The following is a 13,222-nucleotide window of genomic DNA, read 5'->3' on the forward strand; positions in this document are numbered from 1 at the left end:
CGGCTCTTGTGTCCGGCTCTTGTGCCGGGGAAGAAGCTTTCATTGACTCAACGTGGCGCAGATCACGTTCTTCAGGAGACAGGAAATGAGTGCATCTGCTGCGACCCGCGTGTCGCAAGCTGCTTCGGCACATCGGCAGCCGCTTGGCAATGTGACGGGCTGGCGACGTCACTATCTGCTGCTGGTACTGCTGCTCGTCTATGGCGTGAGCATGATCGACCGCCAGATCATGGGGGTGCTGATTCAGCCCATCAAGCAGGAGATGGGGGTTTCGGACAGCGCCATGGGTTTGCTCACGGGTCTGGCCTTTGCGCTGTTCTACAGCATTCTGGCGGTGCCCTTTGGCCGGTTTGCCGACCGTTGCAACCGGCGCAACCTGATTGCCTGGTGCTGCGCCGGCTGGAGCATGGCCACGGGGCTGTGCGGCATGGCGGTGGGCTTCTGGAGCCTGACGGCCGCCCGTGTGGGCGTGGCGGTGGGAGAGGCGGGCAGCACGGCGGCATCGACCACCATGATCGCCGATGTCTATCCGCCCGAGCAGCGCAGCCGCGCCATGAGCGTGTTCAGCCTGGGGCCGCACCTGGGCTCACTGGTGGGGCTCGGCGTGGGCGCCTGGATTGCCCAGCACTACGGCTGGCGCTCGGCTTTCCTGTGGCTGGCCTTGCCTGGCGTGCTGGTGGCCCTGCTGCTGCGTCTGACCTGCCTTGAGCCCGTGCGGGGGGCTCAGGACGGGCGCTCGGCGGCACAGGCCGCCGCCGAAAAATTTGGCGATGTCATGGCCGCGCTGGCACGCAACAAGGCGTTTGTGGGCCTGGGTCTGGCCAGCATGCTGATGGCATTCTCGGGCTATGCGATCGGCATGTGGAACACGGCGTTTCTGGTGCGATCGCACGGTCTGCAGCTCAAGGATGCGGGCGCCATCATGGGCTTCATCGGCGGGCCTGCAGCCATCGCAGGTGCTTTGCTCAGCGGCTGGCTGACGGATCTCATGGCCAGGCGCGACAAGCGCTGGCAGGTGGGCATGCCGATTCTGGGCACGCTGATCTCGGTGCCGCTGGGGCTGGCTTTCTATCTCAACACCTCGCCCCAGACCTGGCAGCTTGCCGGGCTGCAGATTCCCCATGCCGTGGCGTTCTATGGCCTGTTTGCCATCTTCTCCAGCTTCTGGGCGGCGCCGGTGTTTGCGGCACTGACCAATGTGATCGCAGCGCATCGCCTGGCGACCTCGCTGTCCATCTACAACCTGCTGCTGACGGCTGTCGGCGGCGGGCTGGGGCCGTTGGTGGTGGGACTGCTCAGCGACGCCTTCACTGCCGGTTACGGGCAGGAATCGCTGCGCTGGGCGCTGGTCTGCATGCTGGCGTTCTATCTGCTGGCAGTGGGAATCTATGTCTGGGTCATCAGGCACTACGCGGCGCAGTTGACCGCAGGAAAGACGGCTTGAGCGGCATTGCAGGAAAGCGCAGGCAGCACTTTGCCTGCTGCCAGCCGGCAGGCACGCGCCCTAGGGTTGGCGCTCTTGGCAGCACAGGCCGTTTGGTCCGAGCATTGGCGCGCCAGTGACCAAGGGTCTGTCCCCAGTTCAAGCGGACGATGAATGCCGCAGGCCAGCCGCCGAGCATGAGAGCGATTGCAGACACAGTGAATTCAGAACAACTCAAGGACAGACGGAGACAGGAAGATGAAGCGGACCTTCAATTTGGCAGATATTTTTGAGCTGGTGGTGCAGGCTGTGCCCGACCGCACGGCCTTCGGTTGCGGCGACCAGAAGCTCAGCTTCAAGCAGCTCGACGAGCGAGCCAATCAGCTGGGCAATGCGCTGCGCGCGCGTGGCATCGGGCGGGGCGACAACGTCGGCATCCAGCTCTACAACTGCGCCGAGTATCTGGAGGCCTTTTTTGCCTGCAGCAAGATCGGCGCCGTGCCGGTGAACGTGAACTACCGCTATGTGGCCGATGAGCTGCAGGGGCTGTTCAACAGCCTGGATCTGCGAGCCCTTGTCTATGGCGCGGACTTCGATGCATCGGTGCTGGAAATCATGCCCCGGGTGCCCACGCTGCGCCTGGCGCTGCGGGTTGGCACTGTGCGCGATGGCCTGCCCAGAAGCGTTCAGCCCTACGAGTCGGTGCTGGCCGAAGGCGCCCGGGAACTCACGGACGCCGAGCGCAGCGACGACGATATCTTCATGCTCTGCACCGGCGGCACCACGGGCTTGCCCAAGGGCGTGATGTGGCCGCACAAATCGCTGTTCATGGGGGCCCTGGGCGGTGGCGGCTATTACTTCCGCCGCCCCCCCATCGAGACGCCCGAGGAGCTGCTGCAACTGGTGCCCAACGGCCCGGCATTGGCCTATCTGGCGGCCGCTCCGCTGATGCATGGCGCGGCCATGTGGGCCACCCTGATCAGCCTGTTTTCCGGTCATCCCGTCTATGTGAACGATCGCAAGAACTTCGATCCCGTGCATATGCTGGATCTGATCGAGCATCACCAGATCAACGTGATGGCCGTGGTGGGCGATGCAATGGCCCTGCCCATCATCCAGGCGCTGGAGAACAACCCCGGGCGCTGGCCTCTCAAGTCGCTGATGATTTTCGGCAACGGCGGTGCCGTGTTCTCGCGTCATCTGCAGGAGCGGCTGCTGCTGCAGGTGCCGCATCTGGTGCTCAACAACGGCATGGCCAGCTCCGAATCCGGCGTTCTGGGCGGGGGAGAGAAGACGCCCGAGGGCGAAGGTTTCATGCGCATCGCGCCGCGTCCCGATCTCAGCGTGATCTCCGAGGACCTGCGCATTCTGAGACAGCCCGGAGAGGAAGGCATTCTTTCGCGCCGTGGCCACATGCCCCTGGGCTATTACGGCGATCCCAAGAAAACGGCCGAGACCTTTGTCATGGTCGAGGGCAGCCGCTGGGTGCTGACAGGGGACAGGGCTCGCATCGACACCACGGGTGAATATGTGGTGCTGGGCCGCGGCTCGCAATGCATCAACACCGGGGGTGAGAAGGTCTACCCAGAGGAGGTGGAGGAAACCGCGCGCCGCTACCCGCCGGTTCAGGATGTGATGGTCGTGGGCCTTCCGGACGAGCGCTGGGGCAGCAAGGTGGTGGCCGTGGTGCAGGTGCAACCGGGCCACGAATTCGATCTGCAGGAGTTCGAGAAAGTCTGCCGCAGCAATCTGTCGGGCTACAAGCTGCCGCGCGCCGTGTATCTGGCCCCTGAAGTCAGGCGCAGCCCGGCAGGCAAGGCGGATTACCGCTGGGCCAAGGCCTATGCGGCCGAGCATGAGCCGCTGGCCGCCGCGACGGCCTGAGCGAGAAGAAGGAGTATTTGCAGACGGTGAAGGAATACCCTGTTCGTCGCGCCTGACGACGGGATTTAAAGGAGGCCCCGGCCTCCTTCTTTTTTTCAGCGTGCCGCAGCGCAGATCCGACGCGCCGTCTTCTCGGACTTCAGTGCCACAAATGCCCTGGCCTGCGCGTCATAGCGGTGTGCAATCACATACCAGCTGCAGCGATCCGAATAGCGCGCGCAGGTCTGCATGGCCACGCACAGATGGGAGCCGCTCCCCCAGACCTTGGCGGGCGGCCTGTCGTAAATGCCTTCATACAGCGTCTGCTCCTGCGCTCCCCCGTCATTCCATCTGACCACGATTTCAGAAGAGAAATGGTCAAAGCCGGCGCTGCTGTAGCCCACCTCGTAATCAATCGTGCCCAGCCTGGTGATGGACGTGCGGCCCGTGGCCTGCTTGTCCCAGGCGGCAGTCTCCTGCGCGCTGCAGGAGATGGCGAAGCAGCTCAGCAGGAGCGATGCTTGAAGCGGGATGGAGAGCTTGCGCAGGTACATGGCGTGTAGGCCCGGAAGTTGACGCAGCCACTATATCGCCGGTCTCGGTCAGGAACGGCTAGGCTAGGCTTGGCCGGCGACGGCTTTGAGATCCGGAGTGCGAGATCGCTCGCAGATCGGTTGTTCGCCATGGCCTTGCAGATAGCCCGGGATGCTGGCGGTTGCTCCGTTGCTCCGTTGCTCCGTTGCTCCGTTGCTCCGTTGCTCAGGTGCTCAGGTGCTCAGGTGCTCAGGTGCTCAGGTGCTCAGGTGCTTCAGGTATCTGGATGGCCTTGGACCCTGCGCACATAGTCACGCAGCGAGAGCAGGTAGCAAAGCACGGCCAGCAGACAGCATCCGACCATGGCCACCAGGCCATAGCGCAGGGCTTCCTTGCCGTAGCTGGCCGTCAGACCGTCGCTGATCAGGCCCACGACCAGGGGCCCCAGTCCTCCGCCCACGGCAGAAGCGCAGAGCCCGAAGATCGCCATCGCCGTGGCCATGCGTGTCGAGGCCACCACATTGGTCAGTGCCGCATAGGTGGGCGGAACCCAGAAGCTCATCAGCACGCCGAACACCAGATAGGCGGGCATGGTCCGCGGCACTTTCAGGCCCCAAAGCGGCCAGATGCCTTCGGCAGGTGCCAGGTAGAAGTAGATGCCGAACGGGATGGAAAGCAGCACTCCCATGGCTGGCAGCCATAGCTGCCAGCGCGGATCGTGCCGGATCAGACGGTCGGTCAGCCATGCGCTGAACAGGGCCCCGGTGACGGCGGCGCTGGCGCCAAGAACGCCAAAAATGGCACCCGCTTCCTTGAGGCTCAGGCCATAGGAGCGCACGAGAAAAGAGGTGTTCCAGATGCCGATGGCCTGACCGGCGAAGGTCAGTATCACGCCGGCTGTGGCAATGCCGACAAAGGCACGGTTGCGACGCAGCGACTGCAGGACCAGCAGAAATCCTTCCTGCGCCCGGGAAGCTGCGCCATCCACATGCGGCAAGGTCTTGCGCAGCGGCTCCATGCAGGTAAGACGCAGCAGCATGGCCACCAACATGCCGGGAATGGCCATCCAGATGAAGACATGGCGCCAGCCGTATTCCTGCGCAATCCAGGCGCCTGCGCCCAGGCCGAACAGCACGCCAAAATGCGCGCCCAGCATATAGATGCCCATGGCGCGGCTGCGCTGCTCTGGAGGGTAGGCATCGGCGATCATCGACACCGACGGCGCGCTGCCGCCCGCCTCGCCGATCGCCACCGCCACGCGGGCAACGGCCAGCGTCCAGAAGCCCACTGCCAGCCCGCACAGGGCCGTGGCAATGCTCCAGGCCAGACAGCACCAGGCGATCAGATTGCGCCGGTTGGAGCGGTCTGCATAGCGCCCGAACGGTATCGCCAGCACGCTGTAGAACAGCGCGAACGCGAGGCCGGTGAGCAGGCCCATGGCGCCGTCGGAGATATGGAACTCGGCCTGCACGGGCTGGATGAGAACGCCCATGATGTTGCGGTCGGCCATGGCCATGGTGTAGACGAAGAACAACACCAACAGCATGTAGTTGCGCTGCCTGTGGCTCAGGGAAGAGGGCTGCTCGTGAGCCGGGGGCGCGGTTCCGGAGGCGGATACGGGGATATGCAAGGAGTTCTCCTGTCGAATGAAAAGCGGGTGCGGGTCTCAGGCGCCGGACTGGCCTTGAGGCCGTGGATGCCCAGGCGCGCTCAGCCGGGCGTCAGCTCGCTGCGCTTGAGCAGGCGGCCCGGCAATGCCTCGGTGGCCCTGCCGTCGCGGTAGGTGATCTGGCCGGACTTGATGGTGTAGCGATAGCCCTGCGCGCCTTGTAGAAAGCGCTTGCCGCCGGCGGGAAGGTCTCTGGCGATATGCGGCGGCTCAATCTGGAGCGCCTGCAGATCGATGAGGTTGAGGTCCGCCAGCTTGCCCGGTTGCAGCACTCCCCGGTCGGCAAAGCCGTAGAGCGAGGCCGGCCGCTGCGTGAGCAGATGAATGGCCTGCTCGATGCCGAACAGGCCGCGCTCGCGCACTCATTCGGTGAGCAGAAACGTCGTGGCGCTGCCGTCGCAGATGGTGCCTACATGGGCGCCGCCATCGCCCAAGGCGGGTACGGTATGGGGATGTCCGAGCAGCTCGTGCAGAGCGCTGCAGTCATGGTCCAGATAGTTGGCCATGGGCAGATAGACCAGGGCCTGGCCTTCACGGCCCAGCATGAAGTCGTACATCCACTCCAGCGGCGGTACGCCGGCGGCATCGGCCAGCGCCTGAACCGAATCGCCGGCCTGCGGCAGATAGTTGGGCTCGTCGCCGCACCAGGGGTACATGCCCGCGAAGTTCTGGCCGAAATACTCCATGAACAGATGGGGATTGCGGTCCTTCTCGCTGAGGATGGCGCTGCGCGTGGCGGGCATTGCCAGCGCCCTGAGGCGTTCTGCTGGCTCGAGCGGCGCCAATGCTGCATAGCTGGGGCGGCAGGAGAAGGGGTTCAGGCTGCACTCGAACCCCATGAGCACGCCCACGGGGCGGTTCAGCACCTGGCCCATGATGCGCAGCCCGTCGGCGTTGGCTTTCTCGATCTGCTGCAGCAGTTCGCGGTGCAGTTGCGGGCGGTGCGGATACTGAAGCACGGTGAGGGTGGCGGCACGGCCCGTGCGCTGAGCGACGCGTGTGAGTATGCTGAACTCATCGCCGACGTGCTCGAAGTCCGAGATCATCTGGAACACGCTGTTCGGATAGTTCTTGAGCGCGACTCCCAGCGCCAGCAACTCCTCGCTCGCGGCCTGGTACATGGGGGTGAAGTCTCCCGACCTGGAGCGGTGGGCCATGGTGCGAGACGTGGACAGGCCCACGGCGCCGGCGGCCAGGCCTTGCCGGATCAGTTCCTGCATGGCTTTGATGTCTTCGGCGCTGGCCTGCTCGCGCCGTATGGCACGCTCGCCCATGGCGTGGACGCGCAGCGGCGCGTGAGGCAGCAGAGCGGCAATATCGATGTCGTAGCGCCGCGCTGCCAGGGCTTGCAGATATTCGGGAAAGCTCTCCCAGTTCCATGGCAGACCTTCATGCAGCGCGGTGTCGGGGATGTCCTCCACTCCCTCCATGAGCGCAATCAGCTGGTCCCTGTCTTCGGGCCGGCAGGGAGCAAAGCCCACGCCGCAGTTGCCCATTACCGCCGTGGTCACGCCCTGCTGCGAGCTGGGCCAAAGCCTCTCATCCCAGGTCGCCTGACCGTCGAAATGCGTGTGCACGTCCACAAAGCCCGGTGTCACCAGCAATCCTTCGGCATCGATCTGCTGCGCGGCGTCGCCCAGTTGCTGGCCGATGGCGGCGATGCGCCCGTTGCGCACTCCGAGGTCCGCGCGGTAAATCGGGGCCCCGGTGCCGTCCACGATGCGGCCGTTGCGGATCAGCAAGTCTAATTGCTGCATAGGTCGGTCTCCTTGAGGTTCTGGTGCGCGGCCGAGCCCGCAGCAGCATTCCATTAAGAGGCAATCCGCACGCAACGCCTATCAGGGTTAGGGAATCGTCCGTTGGGACGATGTGAGTGCGGCAGCTCATGCATCACGATGCTCAGGGCGGTGCTGCAGCCGGCGGCATATCGCCGCACCGCGACGTGCGAGACGGGTCGAAAGACTGCCGCCGCGCCTGGCGTGCTGCGCACAGGGTGCGAGCAGCGGCCAGAGCTTCTGCGTGATGCCAAAAACCAAGAAAACAATGACCCAACCAAATCATCAGAACCCATCGAGAGGGTACGTGCTGGCGCTGCTGACGGCCTTGTCCGGGCTGACCTTCATGGACCGGCAGATCCTGGCCGTGTTGCTGCAGCCCATCAAGCAGGAGTTCGGCTTCTCGGACCTGCAGATCGGTCTGATCACCGGACTCGGCTTTGCGCTGACCTTTACTGCGCTGGGCATACCTTTGGGGCGGCTGGCCGACCGCCATGAACGGCGCAGCCTGATTGCCTGGTGCCGTGGCATCGGCGGCGCGGTGGCAGCACTGGGCGCGCTGGCCACCGGCTCTGGCGGACTGACGGCATCGCGTGCCGGCGCTGCCCTGGGAGATGCCGGTGGCGGCGCGGCCTCCATGTCCATCCTGGCCGATCTCTACAAACCCCACGAGCGCTCGCGTGCCATGAGTGTCTTCGGCGTCGGCAATGCGATGGGTGCCCTGCTGGCCCTGCTGCTGGGGCCGCTGTTTGCCGAGCTGTGGGGCTGGCGCGTGACCATGGTCATCATCGGCGTGGCCATCATGCTCCTGTCCCTGGTGCTGCGCCTGAGTGTGCGCGAACCCGTTCGCACCGTCGGGCAGGCGGGTGCGGCTCCACAGGAAGGCCGGCAGCAGTCCGGCTCTGCGGTCGCCCTGATATGGCAGGAGCCCGTGACCCGCTATCTGATTCTGGGCGCAGCCTGCGTGCTGATCGCAGGAATCTCGATCGGCGCCTGGAATGTGGCCTTGCTGGCGCGTCGCTTCGATCTCAGCCTCAAGCCGGCGGGCTCGATTTCCGCAGGGGCTGCCGTTCTCTCGGTCTCTGGCAGTCTGTTCTCGGGCTGGTTGACGGACCGGCTGGCGCGCAGCGATGTGCGCTGGCAGATACGCATTCCCGTGATCGGCACCGCTTTAGCCATGGTGCTGGGTTTCGGCTATCTGCTGGTGGGCTCGGATCAATTCATGTTGTCCATGGCCTGCATGCTGGTCTATTCCTTCTTCACGGCCTGGTGGGCACCGGCAACCTATGCGGCCCTGAGTCTGGTCGTCGCCGCTGAGCGGCGCGCCACGGCCAGCGCCATGGTGCTGATGGCCGGGGCCTTGCTGGGCAACGGCGTGGGACCCATCGTGGCCGGCTGGCTCAGCGATGTGCTCAACAGCGTCGCACCCGGCGAAGGCCTTCGCTATGCCATGGCGATCATGATGTGCACGCTGGTGCCGGCGGTGTGGGCGTTCTACCGGGCCCTCCAGCATTACCCGGGGGCTTACCGCAGGGCCCACGCACCCGTGGCCGTCGCCGCATGAAGATGCAGGCGGACAGAGAGCAGAGCGGCGCTGCCGTCTGGAAGATGATCTATCTGGCGCGGCGCAACCCCGCACTGCGCCCGGAGGAGTTTGAACAGGCCTGGCGCGAGCATTCCGCGCTGGGCCGCCAATGCCGCAATGTGGGCCAGCGCGTCCAGGCCGTGGCGCAATGCGCACGCATATTGAGCGTGCCGGCGCCGGCCGCAGCCCTGAGCCAGGACTATGACGGCGTCAATCTCATGGTGCTGGCCGAGCGCGAAGCGGGCTCGGCCATCTGGAGCGACCCCGAGACCCTGGCCATCATGCGCCCCGATGAGCCTCGCGTGTTTGCCGACTATGTGCGCAATTTTTCGCTGCTGTGCCGCCAGCAGGTGCTGCGTGGCTGCGGGTCCGCAGATGTCCTGCCGCGCCAGGGGCAGCTCATCTTGATCGGCTTTGTGCAGCGCAGCGATGTCTGGCAGGGCGCTGCGGCTTTGCCGCAAGCCTGTCCGCCGCAGTGGCAAGGCGGTGCGCTGGCGCTGGCCAGCCGCATCGTCTGCAACACCGTCGACGCGCAGGCGCCAGACGGCTACGGCTATCGCCATGTGCTCGAGTGGTGGTTCGACACGCTGGAGCAGGCGCAAGCGGCAGCGGCTTCACTCGATGTCTCGCCTTCTGCGCAACATGGCGAGTTCGGCTGGGGCGAGCATGTCTTCGTGCTGACGCAGGTGACGCATGCCCGGCCTTGAGAATGCAAAAATAGTAGCTGCTAGCGCCTTTTAAGCGGAGTTTTCAGCATGTTTTTTGTCTGATTTCTATGCCTGGAAAGCGCTGGAAGCTATGGTTTTTAGTAAATGCCGTCACACGGTAAAAAGGCCCATGCAAGCGCATGGGCCTTTGGCCTTGGAGTCAATGGAGATCAGGCGGTCGCTTCCTCGGCTTCCTGGGTATAGGCCACCATGCCGCGTGGAATGTATCTGCCTTCGCACTGGTCCAGATATTCGGCAGTCTTGGTGCGCGGGTTGTAGAACTGCTTGTACCAGATGCGGGCCTTGAGGAAGGCGCCGTCGCTGGGGATGAACAGCGGGTTCAGGCAGGGCGCTTTCTGCGACCAGACTTCGAAGTCCTGGGCAAAGGCCAGGCGGCTGGCCTCCTGGTACTGCTTGGCGGCAATTTCGTCCGCCTTGGTCGGCAGGCCGCCATGCGCGGTCTTGACCAGCAGGTTGTGCCAGACCTTGATCCTGCCGTCCTCGATGGGGGTATGCATGATCATCATGAAGGAGTTGAACATGCCGCTGACCTTGGAGACCAGGATGGCTGGGCCGTGGTACCAGGTGTCGGTGTGCAGATCGGCGCTGGCCCCGCCTTCGCCCACCAGGGTGCGGTGACCGCCGCACTGGCGCTGGATGGCGTTGTGGCCCTTGAACTCGTTCTCGAAGCGCGCCACGGTCGAGCCATGGATGGGGCTCAGATGACCATAGTCGGCAATATTGTCCACGACCTCCATGGGATGCTGGTTCAGCTCGCCCAGGTAGTCCCACTGGCCGTTGACATAGGTCTCGTCATGCCAGTCGCCAAAAGTGGGCAGATCGTAGTCGGGCTCGCCGCCTTCGGGATCGAACCAGACCCAGATGGCTCCGTACTGCTCGACCACCTTCCAGCTCTTGACTGCGGCCGCAGCCGGAATGGCGCCGTCGTGATAGGGGATGTGGTTGCACTTGCCGTCCGCGCCGAAGCGCCAGCCGTGGTAGGGGCAGCGGATGCCGTCGCCTTCCACATTGCTGCCGCCACCGTCGATGACCACATAGCTGGTGGCGTTGGGCGCTGCCAGATGGGTCTTCATATGGGGGCAGTAAGCGTCCAGCAGCACGACCTTGCCGCTTTCGCGGCCGCGGTACAGCGCGAAATCCTGGCCGAAGAAGCGCACGGCCACGGGCTTGTGGGTGTCGAGCGCACTGGCCTCGGAAATCATGAACCAGCCACGCGGGTAGGTAAATTCACCGAGGCGGTAGTCCTTCGTGGTTGCCATTGCAGAGGTCTCCGTATTTAGTTTTGGACGGATGCATCTTCTGGCAGGCTGCGCCGCCGCGCATACTCTGTTTGGACGAGTGCCGGAGCGCCTTTGATCTGGCGCAAACTGCACAGGGTTTGCACCAGTCAGAGTGTGAGCGCCTGCTCATGTGGTGATCGCGGCCGCTGCCACGTGCTCCTGGTAAAGAGGCTGCAGATCCAGCATGGTGTGGGACTTGGCCAGCGACAGGGCTTCGGGCTCGGAGCCCAGCCAGAACAGGGCGGCCGCGATCTGTTCAGGCGTGGCCGCGCCATAGCGCTGGGCCAGCACGCCGTCGTCGCCCAGCGTGGCCTTGACGGCCTCGGTCGACACCACACCGGGGTTGACGCTGAAGGCGCGCACATTCTGCTGCTTGTACTCGGTGTTGATGCAGCCGGCCAGGCGCGCAATGGCGGCCTTGGAAGCCCCGTAGGCAAAGCCCCAGCCGCCTTGGTCGGCCGGCACGGGCGGGTTGTACTGACCGGCCGCCGAGCACACATTGATGATGCGGCCGCCGCCCTGTGCCGCCATGGAGGGAAGCAGGCGCTGAGCCAGATGGAAAGGGGCGATGACATTGCCCAGGAGGCAGCGCTGCAGCGACCCAGCCGTGATTTCGGGGATCAGGTGGTTGATCTCGCGGTTCTGGTAGACGGCGTTGTTGATCAGCAGGTCGACACGGCCAAAGCGCTGCAGCACGGCGTCGGCGGCCTTGTCCAGGCTGGTCAGATCCATCAGGTCCATGACATGGGCAAACACCTCGCCGCCTGCGGCCTCTATGGCCCGGGCGGTGGACTCCAGACTGCCGGACAGCAACTGGCCGTTGGGCAGACGCAGCTGGTTGTCCAGCTGCGCGCCTTCGGTCAGCGTGCGCGCGGTGATGGCCACGCGCCAGCCCCGCAGGGCAAAGAAGACGGCGGTTGCCGCGCCGATGCCGCGGCTGGCACCGGTGATGAGAACGACGGGCTGGCTCATGAGAGTCTCCGGTTTTTTGGGGGGGATCAGGCGGCAGCCGTCTGCAGCTGCTGCAGGCGCTGACGGTAGGGGCGAATGGCCAGTGCGAAGAAGATCGAGGTGATGAGCAGCAGCGAGGTCACGCCCATCAGCGCCCAGCGCAGGCCCTCGGAGCCATGGGTTTGGGCAAAGTAGTCCGACAGGATGCCGGTGACCAGCGGGCCCAGGCCCACACCCAACAAGGTCATGAACAGATTGAGCAGGGCCGAGGCCACGCTGCGCTCGGCGGCCGTCACCATCTGGCTCACGGCGCTGTATGAGAGCGTGGCGAACCAGCTTGCGAAAAATCCGAACAACAGCGCAAAGGCCATGGCGTAGGGGACCTTGATACCGGCAACCGTCCAGAAGTCGGAGGCGGGCCAGAAGAAAACGGCCACGCCGGCCGGCACGGCGCAGAGCGTGCCCATGGCGGCCAGACGCAGCTGCCAGCGAGCATCGCGCTGCGTCAGCCTGTCGCTGAGCCAGCCACAGAACATGGCGCCGAACACGGCCCCCAGGCCGCTGGCCAGGCCGAACACCAGGCCGGCGTGAGAGATGCTCATGCCGTGAATGCGCATGAAAAAGCTCGGCGCCCAGACGCCGTAGCCATAGCCCGCAATACCGGCCACGCCGCAGGCGATGCAGATATTGCGCAGCGGCGCCATACCCAGCAGACGCCTGAGCTGGCGGAACATGGATTCGCGCGGGGCACTGTCTGGCGCTGCGACTCGGGCGGTTTCATAGGCGCCGCGTGCGGGTTCCCTGACAAAGAAATACACCAGCAGGGCCAGAATCACTCCCGGAATGCCGAAGGCCAGAAATACGGAGCGCCAACCGTAGTGCTGGGCCACCATGCCGCCGATGACCAGACCCAGCAGCGTGCCCAGGTTGGGGCCCATCATGAACAGGCTGATGGCAAACGAGCGCATCTTGGGTGGGTAGAGGTCGGAGACTATGGACACCGACGGCGCCATGCCGCCCGCCTCGCCCACGGCTACGCTCATGCGGGCCAGCAGCATATGCCAGTACTGGGTGGCGACGCCGCAGGCTGCGGTGGCCAGGCTCCAGATGCCGCAGCACAGGGCCACGATGTTGCGGCGGTTGCGGGTGTCGGCCAGACGTCCCACGGGCACACCCAGCATCGCATAGATCAGACCGAAGGCCAGCCCCGTGAGCAGACCCATCTCGGTGTCGGAGGCACCGAATTCCTGCTTGACGGGTTCCAGCAAAATAGACAGAACCTGCCGGTCAATGAAGGAGAAAATATAGACCAGCGCCAGCAGGGCGAGGCTGAGATGAGTGCGCCAGCTGACGGCGGGAGGCGGGTTTTGAGGGGTGTGCATGCGCAGCATCGTGCGAGGGGCTCAGGGTTATG

General features: G+C 64.7%; 9 protein-coding genes and 1 pseudogene. 4 read left to right on the forward strand and 6 right to left on the reverse strand.

Translation table 11 applies throughout. The features are described from left to right. The first annotated feature begins 85 nt into the window (after positions 1 to 85). On the forward strand, positions 86 to 1,444 hold the full coding sequence (locus ACLBXN_RS20890) for a spinster family MFS transporter (protein WP_447613427.1): 1,359 nt from the start codon (positions 86 to 88) through the stop codon (positions 1,442 to 1,444). 255 nt (positions 1,445 to 1,699) lie between these two features. Then, entirely contained in the window at positions 1,700 to 3,307 is a 1,608-nt protein-coding gene (locus ACLBXN_RS20895) for an AMP-binding protein (RefSeq protein WP_447613428.1), read from the forward strand. 95 nt (positions 3,308 to 3,402) lie between these two features. Here the strand turns inward: ACLBXN_RS20895 and ACLBXN_RS20900 are convergent, their stop codons facing one another. The 3 genes and pseudogenes from ACLBXN_RS20900 to ACLBXN_RS20910 all read right to left on the reverse strand — a co-directional run bounded on the left by ACLBXN_RS20900 (position 3,403) and on the right by ACLBXN_RS20910 (position 7,300). Further along, complete coding sequence (locus ACLBXN_RS20900) at positions 3,403 to 3,840, reverse strand: hypothetical protein (protein WP_447613429.1); 438 nt, start codon at positions 3,838 to 3,840, stop codon at positions 3,403 to 3,405. A 254-nt stretch (positions 3,841 to 4,094) separates the two neighbouring features. Further along, positions 4,095 to 5,450: a spinster family MFS transporter gene (locus ACLBXN_RS20905; RefSeq protein WP_447613430.1), complete on the reverse strand. Its 1,356-nt coding sequence runs from the start codon at positions 5,448 to 5,450 to the stop codon at positions 4,095 to 4,097. Between the two features lie 80 nt (positions 5,451 to 5,530). Beyond that, positions 5,531 to 7,300 (reverse strand): annotated as a pseudogene (locus ACLBXN_RS20910) (N-acyl-D-amino-acid deacylase family protein). Positions 7,301 to 7,532: 232 nt separating this feature from the next. Here ACLBXN_RS20910 and ACLBXN_RS20915 point away from each other — a divergent pair. Together ACLBXN_RS20915 and ACLBXN_RS20920 are read left to right on the forward strand one after the other, a co-directional pair. Beyond that, positions 7,533 to 8,828 (forward strand): MFS transporter, encoded by a 1,296-nt coding sequence (locus tag ACLBXN_RS20915; protein ID WP_447613431.1) that lies wholly within the window; start codon positions 7,533 to 7,535, stop codon positions 8,826 to 8,828. Continuing rightward, positions 8,825 to 9,556, forward strand: a complete 732-nt coding sequence (locus tag ACLBXN_RS20920; protein ID WP_447613432.1) for an EthD domain-containing protein — start codon at positions 8,825 to 8,827, stop codon at positions 9,554 to 9,556. Before ACLBXN_RS20915 ends, ACLBXN_RS20920 begins: the two co-directional genes overlap by 4 nt. A 170-nt stretch (positions 9,557 to 9,726) precedes the next feature. On the opposite strand, the gene ACLBXN_RS20925 is transcribed toward ACLBXN_RS20920, so the two are convergent. The 3 genes from ACLBXN_RS20925 to ACLBXN_RS20935 form a co-directional block, all read right to left on the reverse strand. Then, positions 9,727 to 10,836, reverse strand: coding sequence for a Rieske 2Fe-2S domain-containing protein (locus ACLBXN_RS20925; protein WP_043005815.1), 1,110 nt, complete (start codon positions 10,834 to 10,836; stop codon positions 9,727 to 9,729). A 147-nt stretch (positions 10,837 to 10,983) separates the two neighbouring features. Beyond that, positions 10,984 to 11,829 (reverse strand): SDR family NAD(P)-dependent oxidoreductase, encoded by an 846-nt coding sequence (locus ACLBXN_RS20930; RefSeq protein WP_447613433.1) that lies wholly within the window; start codon positions 11,827 to 11,829, stop codon positions 10,984 to 10,986. A 26-nt stretch (positions 11,830 to 11,855) separates the two neighbouring features. Next, positions 11,856 to 13,190 (reverse strand): spinster family MFS transporter, encoded by a 1,335-nt coding sequence (locus ACLBXN_RS20935; protein ID WP_447613434.1) that lies wholly within the window; start codon positions 13,188 to 13,190, stop codon positions 11,856 to 11,858. Between the last annotated feature and the right edge of the window lie 32 nt (positions 13,191 to 13,222).

Source organism: Comamonas sp. C24C (assembly GCF_053345995.1).